Origin of the sequence: Sulfitobacter sp. EhC04, assembly GCF_001650875.1 — a bacterium.
Taxonomy (GTDB): Bacteria; Pseudomonadota; Alphaproteobacteria; order Rhodobacterales; family Rhodobacteraceae; genus Sulfitobacter.
The window spans coordinates 62,582-80,397 of sequence record NZ_LXYI01000030.1; the positions used below are offsets into that span (position 1 = coordinate 62,582).

A 17,816-nucleotide genomic window follows, 5' to 3' on the forward strand; every position below is an offset into this window, starting at 1 on the left:
CTTCACCCGAGGTGCACCATGTTTGAAGCCTGCGCCGACCCGTCGACGCTGGAGGGGCTCGGCTGGCTGGCGTGCTTCCTGACCACGGGCAAGCATCTGGCCTTTTACGGCGCATTCGGCACCGTGCTGCTGCTGCTGGCCATCACTGCGCCCACAGCCCTTGCTTTCGGCTTTGGCGGTGCAATGGCGGCGCGTGCGCAGTTTGCCCCGCTGCGGTGGTTCGGCAAGGGCTATATCGCCATCGTGCGCGGCGTGCCGGACATCGCGTTCTTTCTGTTCTTTGTGATCGCTTTGGATCAGGGCATCGAATACCTGCGCCACAAGGTGAAATGCCCCGACTGGGATCAGCCGATCCGCCAGGGCAGTGATTTTCTGGTCTGCCAGGCCGCCAAGATGCCGCTGGGCAACTCACCCCAATGGGTGCATGAGACCTATGGCTTTGCCCTTGCGGTCCTGACATTCGCCATCGTTTTCGGGGCTTTCGCGGCCAATGTGCTGTTTGGTGCCATGCGCGCCGTGCCCCGCGCCCAGCTTGAGACCGCCGAGAGCTATGGCATGTCCCCGCGCCAGTCCTTCTGGCGCATCCTGGTGCCGCAGATGTGGGTCTATGCCCTGCCCGGCCTGTCGAACCTGTGGATGGTTCTGATCAAATCCACCCCCCTGCTGTTTCTGCTCGGGGTCGAGGATATCGTCTATTGGGCGCGCGAGCTGGGCGCGGCCAAGACGCCCCGCTTTACCGACTACCCGCACGGCGACTGGCGCGTGTGGTACTTCCTCGCGCTGCTGGTCTTCTACCTTGCTTTCACGCGGGTCTCCGAGATCGTGCTGGGCCGCCTGATGACCCGGCTGACACGCGGTCAGGCCACCATGGCAGGCGAAGCGCAAAGGAAGAACGCATGACCTGTTCTTCACATTCAAATGGGGCCGGACGCGCATGCTCCGTATACGCTCATCCGGCCGCGTTGCTCCACAAGGAGCAACGGACATGACCTGCCTGCAAACCATCCAGGACTATGGCCTGCGGTCGCTGGGCATCGGTGAACGCCTGCTGCCGCGCGACAACTTCACCCTGTGCGACCAGTTCACCCTGATCGGGTCGGGGATGCTGTGGAACGTCTATTTCGGGCTGCTGGCCCTGGTCAGCGGCTTCTTTCTGGCGACAGCCCTGGGCGTCGGCAAGGCCAGCCCCAACCCCCTGCTGCGCAAGCCGTCGGAATGGTTCATCTTCATCTTCCGGGGCTCGCCGCTCTTTATCCAGTTCTTCTTTGGCTACTTCCTGTTCCTGACTCTGAAACAGCAGGCGGCCTTCTTTGACCCCTTCTCTGCCGCCTGGCTCGGCGCGCTGGTTGTGCTTTTCTGCAACACCGCCGCCTATACCGGCGAAATCTTCTATGGCGCGCTGCTGTCGGTGCCCAAGGGCGACATCGAGGCGGCGGATGCCTATGGCCTGTCGGGCTGGAAACGCTTTCGCCGGGTGATCTGGCCGACGATGCTGCGGCTGGCCTGGCCCGCCTATACGAATGAGGCGATTTTCCTGTTTCACGCAACAACACTGGTGTTTTTCAGTGGCTTCCCGGCCGTCCAGCAAAAAGGCGACGCGCTGTATTACGCCAGCTATTTCGCGGACAAGACCTTCAATCCCTTTGTCCCCTATCCGATCCTCGCGGGGTATTTCATCCTGCTGACTTTGATCGTGATCAGCCTTTTCGGGCTGATCAACAGACGGCTGAACCGGCACCTGCCCCAGGAACGCCGCCAAAAATTACGCTTGCGCCCCAATCTGATCCGGTAGTATCAAACTTTTGATCAAATTATCCGGCGGGTGGATGGCGGCTCTTGGGCCCTGGCCTGAACGCCTGTCCCACGGCCTATCAGGTGTGCAATGAAAAACTGGCTCCGCAAGAACCCACATGTCCGCACGATCCGTGTGGCCGCCGCTGACCTGAACGGTCAACCGCGTGGCAAACGTGTCCCGACCCGTTTCGCGGACAAGGTCACCACCGAAGGCACGCGGTTTCCCTTCTCCGTGCTGAACCTCGACATCTGGGGCGAAGACATCGACGACAGCCCGCTGGTGTTCGACAGCGGCGACCGCGACGGCGTTCTCAAACCGACCGAACGCGGCTTTCTTCCGATGCCCTGGCTTGAAACCCCGTCCGCCCTTCTGCCGATCTGGATGTTCCACGAAGACGGCCGCCCCTATGAGGGCGATCCCCGCCACGCCCTGCGCGCGGTGCTCGACCGGTTCAAGGCGCGCGGCCTGACGCCGGTCTGCGCGGTGGAACTGGAATTCTTCCTGATCGACGATTCGGGCCGCAACCTGCAAATCCCGATCTCGCCCCGCTCCGGCAAGCGGCGCAAGGCCGCTGAGACCCTGTCGATCCGGGCGCTGGACCAGTTCGACAGTTTCTTCACCGACCTCTATGACGCCTGCGAGGAAATGGACATTCCCGCCGACACCGCGATTTCAGAGGCCGGGCTGGGCCAGTTCGAGATCAACATGATGCATTGCGACGACGCGCTGCGCGCCGCTGACGATGCCTGGCTGTTCAAGATGCTGGTGAAAGGGCTGGCACGGCGGCACGGCTTTGCCGCGTCCTTCATGGCCAAACCCTATGAGGATTATCCCGGCTCCGGTCTGCACACGCATTTCTCGGTCCTGGATCAATCCGGCAACAACGTCTTTGACAATGGCGGGCCCGAAGGCACCGACCTGATGAAAAGCGCCGTCGCGGGCTGCATTTCCGCCATGCCCGGCTCTGCGCTGGTCTTTGCCCCGCATCTGAACAGCTATGACCGGCTGGTGCCGGGCAACCATGCGCCCACCGGGGTCAGCTGGGCCTATGAGAACCGCACCTCCTCCATCCGCATCCCCTCGGGCAGCAGCTCGGCGCGGCGGATCGAACACCGTGTTTCGGGCGGCGATGTGAACCCCTACCTGATGCTGGCCGCCGTGCTGGGGGCCGCCATCACCGGCATCGAAGATGGCGCAACGCCGCCGCCCCCGGTCACCGGCAACGCCTATGACGCGGACCTGCCGCAGATCCCCGACAACTGGGAGGCGGCCATCGACGCCTTTGAAACCGACCCTTTTGTCGCCCGCATCTTCGCGCCTGAAATGATCCGAAATCTTGTCCTGACAAAGCGGCAGGAACTGCATTACATGCAGGAACTCACCCCTGAAGAGCGGGTCATCATCTACCTCGACACTGTATAGGAGCAGCCATGAAAATCGGCATCCTCATCACCGGCCATCCGCCCGAGGAACTGTCTGACGGCGGGCGCTATGACGCCTATTTCGCGCGGCTTCTGGGCGACCGCGATTTCACCTATCAGGGCTGGTCCGTCGTCGATGGCGAGATGCCGCAAAGCGTGCATGACGCCGAAGGCTGGCTGATCACCGGCTCGCGCCATGGGGCCTATGAACCGCACCCCTGGATTCCCCCGCTGGAACAGTTCATCCGCGACAGCTATGCCGCGCATGTACCGATGATCGGCGTGTGTTTCGGCCATCAGGTCATCGCGCAGGCCATGGGCGGCAAGGTCGAGAAATTCGCGGGCGGCTGGTCCGTGGGCCGGGTTGTCTATCCGATCGAGGGGCAGGACTTTGCCATCAACGCCTGGCATCAGGATCAGGTGGTGGAAAAGCCCGAGATGGCGCAGGTGATCGGCGCGACGGACTTCTGCGCCAATGCGGCGCTGCTCTATGATGACCGCATCTGGACCATCCAGCCGCATCCCGAATACGAAGCCGATTTCATCGACGGGCTGATCCGCCACCGCGGCAAGGGCGTCGTCCCCGACGCGCAACTCGATGCTGCGACCGCCGTTCTGGATCAACCGCTCGACAATCATGCGATTGCTGCCAAGATGGCTGCATTCTTCAAGAAAGAGAGGGCCTGATGGCCGATATGATCACCGACCTGCCCGCAGCGGCGCAACTTTATCTCGAAGGCAAGCGGCTGGACGAGGTCGAATGCATCATCTCGGACCTGCCCGGCATCGCCCGTGGCAAGGCGGTGCCTGCATCCAAGTTCGAGCGGCAGGAATATTTTCACCTGCCCGACAGTATCTTTTTCCAGACCATCACCGGCGACTGGGGCGAGGCGGCGGGGGATGACGGGTTCATCGAAAAGGACATGATCCTGCGCCCCGACATGACCACCGCAACCGCCGCCCCCTGGACGGCGGACTGGACCCTGCAGGTGATCCATGACGCCTATGACCGCAACAACAACCCGGTCCCCTATTCGCCACGCAACGTGCTGAAACGGGTGGTGAATCTCTACCGTGAACAAGGCTGGGAGCCGGTGGTGGCCCCGGAAATGGAATTCTTCCTGGTCGCGCGCAACCTCGACCCCGCACATGAGATCAAGCCGATGATGGGCCGCTCGGGCCGCCCTGCCGCCGCGCGCCAGGCCTATTCGATGACCGCCGTGGATGAATTCGGCCCGGTGATCGACGACATCTATGATTTCGCCGAAGCCCAGGGATTCGAGATTGACGGCATCACCCAGGAAGGCGGCGCAGGCCAGCTGGAGATCAACCTGATCCATGGCGACCCGGTCAAGCTGGCCGACGAGGTGTTCTACTTCAAGCGCCTGATCCGCGAGGCGGCACTGCGTCACGACTGCTATGCCACCTTCATGGCCAAACCGATCGAGAACGAGCCGGGCAGCGCCATGCACATCCACCATTCCGTGCTCGACAGCAGCACCGGCAAGAACATCTTTTCCGACGCGCAGGAGGGCGAGACGGACGCTTTCATGTACTTCATCGCCGGATTGCAGAACCACATGCCCGACGCGCTGGCCGTGATCGCGCCCTACGTCAACAGCTACCGGCGCTACGTCAAGGATCACGCCGCCCCGATCAACCTCGAATGGGGCCGCGACAACCGCACCACGGGCATCCGGGTGCCGCTGTCGAAACCGAACTCGCGCCGGGTCGAAAACCGGATTCCGGGCATGGACTGCAACCCCTACCTCGGCATCGCCGCCAGCCTCGCCTGCGGCTATCTGGGCCTGATGGAACAGAAAAAACCAAAAGCCGAATTCATGGGCGACGCCTATGACGGTGACGGCGACATCCCGCAGGTGCTGGGCAATGCGCTGGACCTCTTCGAAGAGGCCACCAGGCTGCACGAAGTTCTCGGCCCCGATTTCGCGCGGGTCTATGCCATCGTGAAACGCGCCGAATACGACGAATTCCTGCAAGTCATCTCGCCATGGGAGCGCGAGCACCTTCTGATGAACGTGTGATGCCGCGCGCCCCGCAACCGCCGAGACAGGAAGACGGACATGAAGACGGGCATAGGAACCTGACGTGAATCTGCTCTACGCCAATGACCGGCGCGGCCAGTATCCCCAAAGCTGGTACGCCGCCACCGCCACCCCGCTGGAACGGTTCGGGGTGCTCAAAGGGCATCACAAGGCCGATGTCTGCGTGGTCGGCGGTGGCTACACCGGCCTGTCGGCGGCGCTGCATCTGGCCAAGGCCGGGCGCGATGTCATCCTGATCGACGCGCAGCGCGTGGGCTTTGGGGCCTCGGGCCGCAACGGCGGGCAATTGGGCAGCGGTCAGCGCGTGGAACAGGATGGCCTGGAGAAAATGCTGGGGCAGGACCATGCCACCCGCCTCTGGCAGATGGGCGAAGAGGCCAAGGCGCTGGTCAAATCGCTGATCGCGGAACACAGGATCGATTGCCACCTGAAACCCGGCGTGGCCTGGACCGCCTCTGACAAGGGCGACCTGGCGCATCTGCACAACCACGCGGCACATCTGGAAAACCGCTATGGCTATGACCAGATCGAGGTGCTGGACCATGCCGCCCTGCAGGGCGTCTGCCCCTCCCCCGATTACGTCGGCGGCATCCTCGACATGGGCGCGGCCCATCTGCACCCGCTGAACTTTGCGCTGGGTCTGGCCCGCGCCGCGCATGAGGCCGGGGTGCGCATATTCGAGACCTCCCCCGCCCATCACATCGACGAAGCCTCCCCCTGCACCGTGCAGACCGATGCAGGCCGGATCGAGGCGGACCACGTCATCCTCGCTTGCAACGGCTATCTTGGCGGGCTGAACCGCAAGGTCGCGGCGCGGGTCATGCCGATCAACAATTTCATCGCCGCCACCGAACCGCTGGGCGATGGCATCAAGGACGTGTTGCCACGCGATGTGGCCGTGGCCGACAGCCGCTTTGTCGTGAACTACTTCCGCCTGTCCCATGACGGGCGGCTGCTGTTCGGCGGCGGCGAAAGCTATGGCTACCGCTTCCCCGACGACATCGCCGCCAAGGTGCGCAAACCGATGTCGGTGATCTTTCCGCACCTGCATGACGTGCGCATCGACTACGCCTGGGGCGGCACCCTGGGCATCACCATGAAACGCCTGCCCTATGTGGCGCGGGTGGGCCGCAACATCCTGTCGGCCTCGGGCTATTCCGGTCACGGCCTTGGCACCGCGACCCATGCCGGTGCATTGATGGCACAGGCCGTGATGGGCGACAGCGACGGGTTCGACACCATGGCGGCGATCCCGAACACCCCCTTTCCCGGCGGCCCGGCAATGCGGTCTCCGCTGCTGGTCCTTGCCATGAGCTGGTACAGCCTGCGCGACCGCCTGGGCGTCTGAACGTCACCGAGTCACAAAAACTTCACGCGGTGACGCCGCGAAAACACTTTCTGCAACCAGCTTTTTGTTTTACAAAAACGAAAATGACTATTTGGGAAAGATGAAATGACCCTTCCTGACCTGCACCGCGCCGAAGCCATCCCACCCGAGGCCCTGGCGGAAATCACCCGCCTGATGGCGGATGCCGACCTGTTCCGCTACACCGCCGCATCCGACGCGCCGGTGACCCTGCTGGAACAGAAATTCGCGCAGATGATGGGCAGCAGCTATGCGCTGGCGGTCTCGTCCTGCTCTGCCGCGCTTTTCCTGTCGCTCAAGGCACTTGGCCTGCCGGACAAGGCCCCGGTGCTGATCCCCGGCTTCACCTTTGCCGCCGTCCCCTCCGCCGTCCTGCACGCAGATTGCCTGCCGGTGCTTTGCGAGGTGGGCGAGAATTACCGCATCGACATGGATGATTTCGCCGCCAAACTGCCCGGCGTGAAAGCGGTGATCGTCAGCCATATGCGCGGACATACCTCTGACATGGACGCCATCATGGCGCTTTGCGATGCCGCAGGCATTCCCGTGATCGAAGACGCGGCACATTCGCTGGGCACCCTTTGGAAAGGCCGCAAGATCGGCACCATCGGGCGGATCGGCTGCTTTTCCTTCCAGTCCTACAAGATGATCAACGCGGGCGAAGGCGGGATCATGATCACCGATGATCCGGCACTGGCGGCGCGCGCCGTCATCATGTCCGGCGCCTATGAACACAACTGGAGCAAACACGCGGTGCTGAAAGATGCCTTTGCCCCCCTGCAAAACACCCTGCCGCTTTACAACATGCGCATGTCGAACCTTGCCGCCGCAGTGATCCGGCCCCAACTGCCGCAGCTGCCGCGCCGGGTGCGCGACGGGCTGCGCAACCACGATCATGTGGCCGCCCGCCTCTGCGCCTCGCGCCACATCCAGGTGCCTGCCCCGCTTGAGGGCGAAGTGCGCGCGCCGGATTCGATCCAGTTCAACCTGGTGGACATGGACGATGCCACGATCCGCGCCTTTGCCGCAGCCGCCGCCGCACAGGGCATCAAGGTGCAGGTCTTTGGCCAGAGCACGGACAATGCGAGGGCCTTCTGGAACTGGAAATTCATCCCCGACCTGCCGGACCTGCCACAGACCCGTGCCATGTTGATGCAGGCCTGCGACGTGCGCCTTCCGGTCCAACTGACCATGGATCAACTGGATGCGGTCTGCGACGTGATCCTGAACGCGCTGGCACAGACGACAAAAGCCGCAGCCGCCTGACCGCAGGGCCACACACAACGGCAGTCCGAGGGGGCTCAGGCCCGCCGCACAGAACCAAGGATCGCGCCGCGTGCCCCGTCAGGGGCGCGCGTCCGCAGGATCACTTCAACTTTGACAATTTTTCCTGCAACTCTGCGAGTTGCTTCTTGATCGCGTCCAGATCTTCGGACTTTTCCGGCTCCGGCTCGTCTTCCGTCGCCATGGTCGGCATGGTGGTGCCCATCGCACCCTTGCCGCCCCAACCGCCGGTCATCGCCTTCATGAAGGCTTCCTGCTGGGCCTTCACCGCCTCCATGCCGGGCATCGTCGCCATCGGATTGATCGACGACATGTTCTCCATCATCTTGGACTGCCCGTCGCGCAGCATGTCGAAAGACGCCTGCAGGAACTGCGGCACCACCGAAACATTGCCGGACATGTAACTGCGCACCAGGTCGTTCAGAACCTCGACCGGCAAGACGCTTTCGCCCCTGCTCTCGTGCTCTGCAATGATCTGCAACAGGTATTGCCGGGTCAGGTCATCGCCCGATTTCAGATCCACAATCTGGACCTCGCGGCCATCACGTATGAAACCGGCAATATCCTCCAGCGTTACATAATCGCTGGTCTCGGTATTATAAAGCCGCCGAGACGCGTAGCGCTTGATCAGCAAAGGCTTGGGTTGGTCCGCCACAATCATCCTCCCGATTACGTGCTGCAATGCAGCTTAGGCGCATGTTTCACAAAAAGAAAGGGCGGGTGCATCAGCACCCGCCCCATGGCATCTTCTTTCAGGGAGGAGATAGAGATACCAATCGTCGGTCTTACTTCGCTGTCGCCTTCTTGGTGGCGGCCTGCACGTCGCTCGACGCTTTTTTCACTGCGGCGGTTGCGTCTTCCTGCATGTCCTTGCCGGCAGCCATCATCAGTTCGACGGTGTCCATCTGAACCTTCTTGGCGATTTCCGCGAAAGCGGCCATGTGCTCGGCTGCGGCTTCAGCGGAAGCAGAAGCGAAGTCGGACATCGCTTTTGCGTAATCGGCAGGCTCGGACTTCGCCTTGGCCATCTCGGTCATCTTGGCGACGGTGTCTTTTGTCCACTTCGAGGAAACCTCGGTGGATTTTTCAACGGCTGTCAGGGCAACGCCGGACAGTTTTTCGTTCAGGGTCGCGCTGGTTTTGAAAGCGCCTTCCATTGCGGCTGTGTCAACCGGGAACGAACCCATAACGTCTTTGAACATCGCGGTCATATCAGGTGTCTTTGTCATGTCAGTATATCCTTAGGTTACTCTGTTTACTTCAACGGGATCATCCCGCCTTCCGCGTCCAGTGGTGAACCCAGCCTTCCGCGTCTGCCTAAATTATATACATGCTGCATCGCAGCATTTCAAGTCTTTTTCTGCATTGCAGCATTAAACTTTCATGCCGCGAAAAAGTACATTCCGTTCAGTGATTTGCCTTCTTCGCCACGTATTCTCCGGGGGCATCCCCCAGGATTTTCCTGCCATCATCACCCGGATTTCGCGCCTCGATCATCTTGCCGGACCGCTTTTTCAGCCATGCCCCCCAGCGCGGCCACCAGGACCCTTCGTGAAACTTCGCCCCTTCCAGCCAGCCTTCGTGATCCGCCTCAAGCGAAGGGTTCACGTAGTGGCCGTATTTCTTCTTGGACGGCGGGTTCACGATCCCCGCGATATGGCCCGACTGGGTCATGATAAAGGTCCGGTCGGTGGACCCCATCTGCCGCACGCCGCGATAGCTGTCTTTCCAGGGCGCGATATGGTCGGTCTCGCAGGCCACGGCGCAAAGCGGCACATCGACATCGCCCAGTTCCAGATGATGGCCCAGAATGTCATATCCGCCCTCGGCCAGTTCATTGCGCTGGCACAGGGCGCGCAGATACTGCATCGCCATCCTGGCCGGCAGGTTGGCCCCGTCGCCGTTCCAATAGAGCAGATCAAAGGCCGGTGGCGTCTCTCCCATGATGTAGTGTTTGACGGCCGGGGCATAAACCAGATCATTCGAGCGCAGGAATGAAAACGTGCGCGCCATGACAACCGACGGCAGGATGCCCTTGTCCTCCGTCTCCCCCTCGATCCCGTCGATGAAGTCATCGGTCAGGAAGGGCTGGAATTCCCCCTGATCGGAGAAATCCGTGAGCGCGGTAAAGAAGGTCGCGGATTTGACCGATGTATCGCCGCGCTGCTTAAGCAGCGCCAGGGTCAGGGCAAGGGTTGTCCCGGCGATGCAATAGCCCACCAGGTTGACCTTGTTCTCCCCGGTGATCGCCTTGACCTCGCGGATCGCGGCCAGATAGCCATCCTCGATGTAATCCTCCATCCCGACATCGCGATAGGTGCTGTCAGGATTGACCCAGGACACCATGAACAGCGTGTGCCCCTGATCCAGCAGCCACTTCACCAAAGAGTTCTGTTCCTTCAGATCCAGAATGTAGAACTTGTTGATCCAGGGCGGGAACACCACCAGCGGCGTCTTGTGCACCTTGTCGGTGGTCGGCGTGTACTGGATCAGCTCGAACATCTTGTTGCGATAGACCACCTTGCCCGGCGTGGTCGCGATGTTCTCGCCCAGCTTGAAGGCGGACTCATCGGCTAGCCGCACGATCAACTCGCCGTCATTGGCCTCCAGATCGGAAATCAGGTTCTCGATGCCCTTGACCAGGCTCTCGCCTTCCGTCTCGATCGCGCGCTCCAGCGCATCGGGGTTGGTGGCCAGAAAATTCGTCGGGCTCATCATGTCGATGATCTGACGGCTGAAATAGGCCAGCCGCTTCTTCTCGCGCGGCTCCATGTCGGTGACATCCTCCACCGCCTGCTCCAGCGCCTGCGCATTGATCAGGTACTGCTGCTTGACGAAGTTGAAATAGGGATGGGTCTGCCACAGCGGATTGGCAAAGCGCCGGTCGCTTGGGGTATTGTCCTCGGGCGCGGTCAGCGTGCCCTTGGCCAGCGCCTGCTGCGCCTCGACGAAATGGGTCATCGTCCTGGTCCAGAATGACATCTGATGCTCCATCAGCTTGGCCGGGTTGGTCATGGCTTCGGTCAGATAGGCCTGCTGCGCCTTGGCAAACAACTCCTGGTTCGGCCCGTCCAGCGCCTGCCGGTGGGTCTGGCGATGCGCCATCACCTGCCCCAGCCGCTCGGTCAGCTGCTCCACCTTCTTGAGGTTTTCAACCATCCGGGACAGGGAAGCGTCACTCAATGCCGGGCCATCTGTTGTTTTAGTTGTCATCTTAACCTTTTGCTCCTATCTTTGCAGGTGCAGCATTTCATGGATCGCTTCAGGGGCCGGACCAAGGAGATGCGCGATATAGGGCCCAAAGGAGACCTACATGCGTTACATGGCATCTTACGACCTGATGGAGACCGTCAGAAATACCAACCAATGGCTCGGCGCCTCGGCGCTTGCCATGGCATCCTACCCTGCTTTCTCGATGTTTCCAAACCCTGGCTTGAACTGGATGGCCGCCTGGGGCGAAGTGACCGAACGGACCTTCAGCCGCATCGTGGTCAAACCCGACTGGAACATCCCCGCACTCCCCGGCACAGACGGCCAGGACCATGTTGTGTCCGCCGAAATCTCCCTGTCCCGCGACTTTGGCGATCTGTTGCATTTCAAGATTTCGGGCCGTCCCGCGCCCGCACGCAAGGTGCTTCTGGTGGCCCCGATGTCCGGCCATTATGCCACGCTGCTGCGCTCCACCGTGATCAGCCTCCTGCCCGATTGCGACGTCTATATCACCGACTGGCACAATGCGCGCGACATTCCGGTCAGCGCGGGCAAGTTCGATGTCGAGGATTATACACTCTACCTTGTCGATTTCATGAAACACCTGGGGCCCGATACCCATGTGATCGCCGTCTGCCAACCCGCACCGCTGGCGCTGGCCGCCACCGCCTATCTGGCCGAGGAAGCACCCGACGCGCAGCCGCGCAGCCTGACCCTGATCGGCGGCCCGATCGACCCCGGTGCCGCGCCCACCGAAGTCACCGACTTTGGCCACAGCGTCACCATGGGCCAGCTGGAACACATGATGATCCAGCGTGTCGGCTTCAAATATGCCGGTGTCGGTCGCAAGGTCTATCCCGGCCTGTTGCAGCTGTCCTCCTTCATCTCGATGAATTCGGAAACCCATTTCAAGGCGTTCTCCGACCAGATCAGCCGCGTCGCCAAGGGCGAGGCGCATGAGCACGACAAGCACAACAAATTCTACGATGAATATCTCGCGGTCATGGATATGACGGCGGAATTCTACCTGTCGACCGTCAACCGCATTTTCCAGAACCACGAAATCGCCAGCAACTCCTTTACCGTCAACGGGCGCAAGGTGGACATCGGCAAGATCACCACCGTCGCGGTCAAAACCGTCGAAGGCTCCAAGGATGACATTTCCGCCCCCGGCCAATGCGTTGCGGCGCTGGAACTGCTGACCGGCCTGCCCGACAGCAAGAAGGCCAGCCACCTTGAGGAAGGTGCCGGGCATTACGGCATCTTTGCCGGTGGCAGCTGGCGCAACAACATCCGCCCGCTGGTGCTGAACTTCATCGACGAAAACAGCGGCGACCCGCAGACGAAGGATAAGAAACCCGCAAACAAGAACAAGGCGGCATAACCCATGGCCGCCGCACGCGATCTCGCATTCGCCTGCAACTGCGGCAAACTGGGCGGCACCCTGCGCGGCGCCGCTCCCAATGTCGGCACCCACGCCGAATGCTCCTGCCGCGACTGCCGCGCCGCGGAACTGCACCTGGGTCAGCCCGACCCGGCCCCCGGCCCGGTCGGCATCTTCCAGACCACACCGGACAGGGTGACAATCACCAAGGGGGCCGATGAACTGGCGGTATTCTCCTTTGGCGACAAGAACCTGCTGCGCTGGCACGCGGCCTGCTGCGGCACAGCCCTGTTCAACACCCCGCGCAATCCCAAACTGTCCTTTGTCGGCATCCGCACCAACAGCTTTGCCGACACGGCCCCGCTTGGCCCGGTGGTCGCCCAGGGCTTCATCCCCACCAAAAACGGCAAGACACGTCACAAGGGCCTTCTGCGCATGATCGGCAGCGCCCTGTCCCGCATCGCCATGCAGCGCCTCACCGGAAGATGGAAGAACACGCCGTTCTTTGACACCAACAGCGCCACACCGGTCAGCCCGGTCACGGTCCTGCCGCAGGGCACCCGGAAAGCCCTGCTCGCACCGGCGTCCTGACGGTGCAGCCTCGCGAGGACCGCTAGCGCAATACCAGCGGTTGACGCATCCAGTTGCGCAGCGCGGCGGTTGTCTCGGCGGGTTGTTCCAGCGTCGGCAGATGGCCTGCATCCTCCAGCACCACCAATTCGGCATAGGGGATCAGCTCTGCCATGAAACTGTGGCGCTTGACCGGGCTCAATGCGTCATGCCGCCCACAAAGCACCAGCGCCGGTGCCTTGCATTTGCGCAGCACCGCCTGCTGGTCACGCCGCCGCTGCAACGCGCGGGACTGGCGGATGAACACCTCCGGCCCCAGCGTCTCGGCCATGTCCATGGCCAGCTCCAGCACCTCGGCGCGTTGACCGCCGGGGGCCAGGCTGCTGGCCGGAACCTCGTCGCGCATCACCTCAAGCAACCGTCCCGACCGGACCCGCACGATCTGCGGCTCGCGGTTTGCGGCGGCAACAGGGGTTTCGGCAAGGGGGTTGGTGCCCATCAGGCAAATCCGCGTCACCCGGTCCGGCGCGCGCCGCAGCAGTTCCATCGCGACCACACCGCCCATGCCCTGCCCGGCCACGGCAAACCGCTTGGGCAACAGGTCAAGAATGCCCGAGGCAATCTCCTCGATCCGTTCACCCTTTGTGATGGGGGCCAGCATGACGGCCATATCCGCCGAAAGCTCGGCGATCTGGGGCCCGAAAAGCCGCGCGTCACACATCATGCCGGGCAACAGCACCAGCGGCTCGGCCATATCAGCGCACCTTATTGATCTCAAAAGTCTTTCAGTCCGGGCGATTGCCCGCTTCACTCTCTATAACATGGCTTTGGGGTGCCGCAACATCAGGCATCGCAATGCCGCACAGGGGCGGGAAATCGGCATAGCGCCGCGCACGGGTGCCAGCATTTTCGGCAGGCCGTTCTCCGGCCCGCAGCAACATCCCGCGCGGTGCCACATAGCTGGAAATCGTGCGCCAGGGCTTCGGGCGCCAGACCAGGTTGAAAGCCGCCAACTTGGGAAAGAACCACATCTCCGAATAGGGCAGATGGTCATGCACCCACCAGGCCAGATCGCGCCAGTCGCGCCCTTCGGCATATTGATCGGCAAACCAGGGGATCACCACGCTGGCCCCGGCCACGGCGCTGTCGCCGCTGGCCCAGTCCCAGATATGGCACTCCAGCGGGTTGTCATTGCGCGCGCAGTTCAGGCGGTTCTCGTTGCCATAGCGGTTCAACGCCCGGCTGCGATAGCCCGACCGCACCGCGACCCGGCCAAAGGTTTCCTCCAGCGGGTCCATGAGCGCCATGCAAAACGCCCGCCCGTTCTCGATTGCCAGTTCGGGGTCGTCCGGGACATTGGGAATGCCGTGAAAGCCCGAAATCTCGGAATAAAGAAAATCGCGCATGTAGAAGTGTTTCGACAGGCGGACCCGGCCAAAGGTCTCAAGGCTCCACATGCTGGCCGGTCTGCGCATCAGCCGTGGCCATTCCAGCGAAACGCACCATCCGGTGCCAGCGGCGCATGGGGGTTGTGGGTGACCTCCCAGATATGCCCTTCGGGGTCCGCGAAATACCCGACATATCCACCCCAGAAGATATCATGCGCCGGACGCAAAATGCGGCCCCCCGCCGCCTCGGCCATTGCCAGCACCGGGGCCACCTGCGCCTTTTCGCGCACGTTGTAGGACAGCGTCATGGCCCCATGCCCCAGCGCCGCCACCGGCACACCGATGTCCTCCGCCAGTTTCTCGATCGGGTAAAGCCCCAGGGTCTGGCCGATCAGATCATAGGCGATCACCCCGTCCGGGCTCTCCACCCGGACCCAGCCCAGCGCGTCGTAAAACGCCGCCAGCCCAGTCTGATCCCGTGCGCCCAGCGTGATCAGAGAGATACGTTGTTCCATTTTATCAGCCATTTACAGCCAGAACCTCATCTATCGCATGAGCAATCAGGTCAAGGCAGGGACCATCCGACAACCGGTGATCCGCATCCTTGATCAGCCGCAGTTGCATGTCCGGCCCGGTGGCATGTTCCAGCAGGCCCACAGCGGTCGCGACACTGACAGCGGTATCCGCCGTGCCTTGCAGAAAACGCACCGGGAACGGCAGATGCAGCGGCGCGCGCAACACCAGATTTTCGCGCCCGTCCGCGATCATCCGCGGCGTGACCAGATAGGGCTCCATATAGTCCGAGGGCAGTTCCACCATCTGCCCCGCCTCGATCCGCGCGCGCTGCGCGGGGGTGAATTTCGCCCAATATCCATCTTCGGTAAAGTCCGGGGCGGCAGCGATTGTCACCAGTCCCGCGATCCGCTCCGGCTGCGCCCGCGCCAGCAACAACGCCTGCCATCCGCCCATGGAGGACCCCACCGGCAGGATCGGTCCCTGCGTCAGCGCGGCCACCACCTCGGCCGTGTCCTCGGCCCAATCCCCGATGCAGCCATCGGTGAACGCCCCCGACGAGGAGCCATGCCCGGAATAATCAAAGCGCAGAAAGGCCCGCCCGTTCCGACGTGCCCAATCTTCCAGAAACACCGCCTTGGTCCCCATCATGTCTGATTTCAGACCACTCAGGAACACGATGCAGGGGCCTTGCCCCTCCGTCCGGTGATACGCCAGCCGACGCCCTGAATTCGTTTCCAAAAATGCGGTTTCGCTCATGGTGCCCCCTTTTGCGCGCCATCATGCGCAACGCGGGGAGCAAGGGCAACCGCGAGAATGCCGCGCACCGCCGACACCGGCGCGCCCACCGGGCGCGCGTGCCTCAGCCGCTGACGTAGGTCGACGTCTTGGGCCGGTAAAAAATCTTCTGATCGTGCAACCGACCCAGCAATTCTTCGTTTTCGCGCTGGTCATTCTCGATCACCCGGATCGATTCCATATGCGCCGGATTGTCACCCCCCAAAGCAAGCCGCATGCGGGACAATTCACGACCACGGGCGCGCAGCGCTTCCTCGATCATGTCAACATCCGCAATCGTCAGTTTGAATGTCCGGTTATAGCCTGCCATGCCGCGCTCCTTCACGGAAATATTGCCGGGGTCCTTCTGTCGCTTTTACGCTCCTGAACGTCGCAGTCAACGTATACTTTGGCATTCAGCGGCCTTCGGCTTCTGGCAGGCCGCGCGCGACGAAAAAGGCGGCAACCGCCATGATGGCAAAGAGCATCAGCGTGGCCTGTGGCCCGATCAGCGCCGCACCACCGCCCAGCACGCCCACCCCCAGCAACAAGACACCGATGACGGTATTTGTCACGGCGGCATAGGCCGCGCGCCGGTCCTTTGGCGCGTGATCGACCAGATAGGTGGACCTGCCCTGCCGGACCCCGTGGTAGGCGATCATCAGCACAAACAGCACCAGCGGCATTGCGGCCCACCCCGCCGCCATCCCGGCGGCCCAAAGCACAACAGCAGCCCCCATGGCAACAGCGCCCAACAGGCCCGCAAACATCAGAACCCGGCGGCTGGATTGATCCGCCAGACGCCCCCAGACATAGGAACTGGCCAGCGACGCCAGCGCCGAGGCCAGCACAAGCCCGCCCAACGCGCCCAGCTTGCCATCGCCCGACAGGACCACCAGATAGGGCGGGGCCAGCGCCGTCGAAACCAGCAGCCCCCGCACGATGATGAAACGCCACAGCGCTGGGTCTTCCCTGAGCACCGCGAAATCGGCAATGGAATCGCCGCCGGTCTCGCTCTTTTCCTCCTCCAGGGTCGTGAACAGCAGCGCGGCAGCCCCCCAGAACAGGGCGGCCAGCGCAATCGCCGAGATGACCAGCCTCTGGCTTTGTCCCGGCCCCAGGATCAGCACGGCGGCAAAGACCAGCACCCCGACCGAGGATGCCGACCCCGCCAGCCCGGTCACCGCACCACGCCGCGCCAGCGACACCGTCTTGCCCAGAATGTCCTTGTAGGACACTGAACAGGCCGCCCGGCAGACCGCCAGCAGCGCCAGCGCCGCGCAGATGGCAAGGCCCGCCGCCTGCCCTTCCAGCGACAGCGCCGCCAGCACGATCAGCGCCGCCGCCGCGCCCTGCCCGGCGCTGCCCAGCACCCATATCCATTTGCGCCGCGCCATGCGCTGCAACACCGCCGCAAGCGGCATCTGCGGCAGCAACGCGCCTGCCTCGCGGATCGGCACCAGCGCGCCCGCAAAGACCGCAGGCGCGCCCAGGGCGGTGACCAGCCAGGCCAGCACCAGCTTGGGGTCGATCAGCCCATCCGCCACCTTTGTCATCGCCAGCGATGCGATATGCCGCAGCCCGTTGCGCCCTTCGGTCGGGTCGGGCTTGTCAGCACCTTCGTCGCCCGCAATCTTGCTGAAGGTTCCTTGGGCCGGGCTGGATGACATCAGGCTTTCTTTCTGCAATTGGGTTCACGGACGACAGGCATCGCCAGATAGCGCGTGCGGGCCTGTTCTCAATCCCCTGACGTGCCGGACCTTCGCCTGCCCGGGGTGGGCGATGCTGACCTCTGTGCGTGACACACCCGCAATCTGGCACCAGCCCGGAATTAGGCTCTGGACCTGCGCCCTGCTCAATGCGCGCTTCCTCCCACACTGCTGAGGCTTGCCCACACCCCACGTCAGACGGTTTTCCGCGCCGCCCCGCCCCGCGCCCCCTTGACGGCCCTGCCCCCGCTTGCCAGAAGACCCGAACACATAACCCGCAACCGGGCGTTCAGTGGGCGCCAAACCGACGAGGAGCCGATATGGCCCAGATTT

Annotated in this window: 18 protein-coding genes; 9 read left to right on the forward strand and 9 right to left on the reverse strand. The window is 62.6% G+C overall.

Translation table 11 applies throughout. The features are described from left to right. The first annotated feature begins 18 nt into the window (after positions 1–18). From A8B82_RS14020 to A8B82_RS14050, 7 genes are all read left to right on the forward strand, one after another. Positions 19–900: an ABC transporter permease gene (locus tag A8B82_RS14020; RefSeq protein WP_067293559.1), complete on the forward strand. Its 882-nt coding sequence runs from the start codon at positions 19–21 to the stop codon at positions 898–900. 85 nt (positions 901–985) lie between these two features. Further along, positions 986–1,792 (forward strand): ABC transporter permease, encoded by an 807-nt coding sequence (locus A8B82_RS14025; RefSeq protein WP_067293512.1) that lies wholly within the window; start codon positions 986–988, stop codon positions 1,790–1,792. A 90-nt stretch (positions 1,793–1,882) separates the two neighbouring features. Next, positions 1,883–3,217, forward strand: a complete 1,335-nt coding sequence (locus A8B82_RS14030) for a glutamine synthetase family protein (protein WP_067293515.1) — start codon at positions 1,883–1,885, stop codon at positions 3,215–3,217. A gap of 8 nt (positions 3,218–3,225) precedes the next feature. After that, complete coding sequence (locus A8B82_RS14035; RefSeq protein ID WP_067293517.1) at positions 3,226–3,903, forward strand: type 1 glutamine amidotransferase; 678 nt, start codon at positions 3,226–3,228, stop codon at positions 3,901–3,903. Further along, the gene (locus tag A8B82_RS14040; protein ID WP_067293520.1) at positions 3,903–5,261 is read left to right on the forward strand and encodes a glutamine synthetase family protein; all 1,359 of its coding nucleotides are present in this window, start codon (positions 3,903–3,905) and stop codon (positions 5,259–5,261) included. Before A8B82_RS14035 ends, A8B82_RS14040 begins: the two co-directional genes overlap by 1 nt. Before the next feature lie 64 nt (positions 5,262–5,325). Then, positions 5,326–6,630, forward strand: a complete 1,305-nt coding sequence (locus A8B82_RS14045) for an NAD(P)/FAD-dependent oxidoreductase (protein ID WP_067293523.1) — start codon at positions 5,326–5,328, stop codon at positions 6,628–6,630. A 105-nt stretch (positions 6,631–6,735) separates the two neighbouring features. Beyond that, positions 6,736–7,914 (forward strand): DegT/DnrJ/EryC1/StrS family aminotransferase, encoded by a 1,179-nt coding sequence (locus A8B82_RS14050; protein WP_067293525.1) that lies wholly within the window; start codon positions 6,736–6,738, stop codon positions 7,912–7,914. A 100-nt stretch (positions 7,915–8,014) separates the two neighbouring features. On the opposite strand, the gene phaR is transcribed toward A8B82_RS14050, so the two are convergent. The 3 genes from phaR to A8B82_RS14065 form a co-directional block, all read right to left on the reverse strand. Beyond that, positions 8,015–8,587: a polyhydroxyalkanoate synthesis repressor PhaR gene (gene phaR / locus A8B82_RS14055; RefSeq protein ID WP_067293562.1), complete on the reverse strand. Its 573-nt coding sequence runs from the start codon at positions 8,585–8,587 to the stop codon at positions 8,015–8,017. A gap of 130 nt (positions 8,588–8,717) precedes the next feature. After that, on the reverse strand, positions 8,718–9,161 hold the full coding sequence (locus A8B82_RS14060) for a phasin family protein (protein WP_067293528.1): 444 nt from the start codon (positions 9,159–9,161) through the stop codon (positions 8,718–8,720). A 178-nt stretch (positions 9,162–9,339) separates the two neighbouring features. Further along, positions 9,340–11,145: a PHA/PHB synthase family protein gene (locus A8B82_RS14065; RefSeq protein ID WP_067293531.1), complete on the reverse strand. Its 1,806-nt coding sequence runs from the start codon at positions 11,143–11,145 to the stop codon at positions 9,340–9,342. Between the two features lie 100 nt (positions 11,146–11,245). On the opposite strand from A8B82_RS14065, the gene phaZ reads away from it, so the two are divergent. Next, positions 11,246–12,526 (forward strand): polyhydroxyalkanoate depolymerase, encoded by a 1,281-nt coding sequence (phaZ, locus tag A8B82_RS14070; protein ID WP_067293533.1) that lies wholly within the window; start codon positions 11,246–11,248, stop codon positions 12,524–12,526. Positions 12,527–12,529: 3 nt separating this feature from the next. Then, positions 12,530–13,117 carry a DUF6151 family protein gene (locus tag A8B82_RS14075; RefSeq protein WP_067293536.1) on the forward strand — a complete coding sequence of 196 codons (588 nt, stop codon included), beginning with the start codon at positions 12,530–12,532 and terminating at the stop codon, positions 13,115–13,117. Positions 13,118–13,139: 22 nt separating this feature from the next. Here A8B82_RS14075 and A8B82_RS14080 read toward each other — a convergent pair whose 3' ends face one another. The 6 genes from A8B82_RS14080 to A8B82_RS14105 all read right to left on the reverse strand — a co-directional run bounded on the left by A8B82_RS14080 (position 13,140) and on the right by A8B82_RS14105 (position 17,444). Further along, positions 13,140–13,850, reverse strand: a complete 711-nt coding sequence (locus A8B82_RS14080) for an alpha/beta fold hydrolase (protein ID WP_067293538.1) — start codon at positions 13,848–13,850, stop codon at positions 13,140–13,142. Positions 13,851–13,881: 31 nt separating this feature from the next. Beyond that, a complete protein-coding gene (locus A8B82_RS14085) occupies positions 13,882–14,553 on the reverse strand; it encodes a hypothetical protein (protein ID WP_067293565.1) in 672 nt (223 codons plus the stop codon). Between the two features lie 17 nt (positions 14,554–14,570). Then, a complete protein-coding gene (locus tag A8B82_RS14090; RefSeq protein ID WP_067293540.1) occupies positions 14,571–14,999 on the reverse strand; it encodes a VOC family protein in 429 nt (142 codons plus the stop codon). Between the two features lie 4 nt (positions 15,000–15,003). Continuing rightward, complete coding sequence (locus A8B82_RS14095; protein WP_067293542.1) at positions 15,004–15,756, reverse strand: alpha/beta hydrolase; 753 nt, start codon at positions 15,754–15,756, stop codon at positions 15,004–15,006. 103 nt (positions 15,757–15,859) lie between these two features. Next, positions 15,860–16,105 carry a hypothetical protein gene (locus A8B82_RS14100; RefSeq protein WP_067293545.1) on the reverse strand — a complete coding sequence of 82 codons (246 nt, stop codon included), beginning with the start codon at positions 16,103–16,105 and terminating at the stop codon, positions 15,860–15,862. Positions 16,106–16,190: 85 nt separating this feature from the next. Beyond that, positions 16,191–17,444, reverse strand: a complete 1,254-nt coding sequence (locus tag A8B82_RS14105) for an MFS transporter (RefSeq protein WP_162841713.1) — start codon at positions 17,442–17,444, stop codon at positions 16,191–16,193. Between the last annotated feature and the right edge of the window lie 372 nt (positions 17,445–17,816).

Excerpts from the sequence above, each read along its gene's own strand:
- A8B82_RS14020 (WP_067293559.1), top strand. The coding sequence starts at position 19 with ATGTTTGAAGCCTGCGCCGACCCGTCGACGCTGGAGGGGCTCGGCTGG.
- A8B82_RS14025 (WP_067293512.1), top strand. The coding sequence starts at position 986 with ATGACCTGCCTGCAAACCATCCAGGACTATGGCCTGCGGTCGCTGGGC.
- A8B82_RS14030 (WP_067293515.1), top strand. The coding sequence starts at position 1,883 with ATGAAAAACTGGCTCCGCAAGAACCCACATGTCCGCACGATCCGTGTG.
- A8B82_RS14035 (WP_067293517.1), top strand. The coding sequence starts at position 3,226 with ATGAAAATCGGCATCCTCATCACCGGCCATCCGCCCGAGGAACTGTCT.
- A8B82_RS14040 (WP_067293520.1), top strand. The coding sequence starts at position 3,903 with ATGGCCGATATGATCACCGACCTGCCCGCAGCGGCGCAACTTTATCTC.
- A8B82_RS14050 (WP_067293525.1), top strand. The coding sequence starts at position 6,736 with ATGACCCTTCCTGACCTGCACCGCGCCGAAGCCATCCCACCCGAGGCC.
- A8B82_RS14060 (WP_067293528.1), bottom strand. The coding sequence starts at position 9,161 with ATGACAAAGACACCTGATATGACCGCGATGTTCAAAGACGTTATGGGT.
- A8B82_RS14065 (WP_067293531.1), bottom strand. The coding sequence starts at position 11,145 with ATGACAACTAAAACAACAGATGGCCCGGCATTGAGTGACGCTTCCCTG.
- phaZ (WP_067293533.1), top strand. The coding sequence starts at position 11,246 with ATGCGTTACATGGCATCTTACGACCTGATGGAGACCGTCAGAAATACC.
- A8B82_RS14075 (WP_067293536.1), top strand. The coding sequence starts at position 12,530 with ATGGCCGCCGCACGCGATCTCGCATTCGCCTGCAACTGCGGCAAACTG.
- A8B82_RS14080 (WP_067293538.1), bottom strand. The coding sequence starts at position 13,850 with ATGGCCGAGCCGCTGGTGCTGTTGCCCGGCATGATGTGTGACGCGCGG.
- A8B82_RS14085 (WP_067293565.1), bottom strand. The coding sequence starts at position 14,553 with ATGTGGAGCCTTGAGACCTTTGGCCGGGTCCGCCTGTCGAAACACTTC.
- A8B82_RS14090 (WP_067293540.1), bottom strand. The coding sequence starts at position 14,999 with ATGGAACAACGTATCTCTCTGATCACGCTGGGCGCACGGGATCAGACT.
- A8B82_RS14095 (WP_067293542.1), bottom strand. The coding sequence starts at position 15,756 with ATGAGCGAAACCGCATTTTTGGAAACGAATTCAGGGCGTCGGCTGGCG.
- A8B82_RS14100 (WP_067293545.1), bottom strand. The coding sequence starts at position 16,105 with ATGGCAGGCTATAACCGGACATTCAAACTGACGATTGCGGATGTTGAC.
- A8B82_RS14105 (WP_162841713.1), bottom strand. The coding sequence starts at position 17,444 with ATGTCATCCAGCCCGGCCCAAGGAACCTTCAGCAAGATTGCGGGCGAC.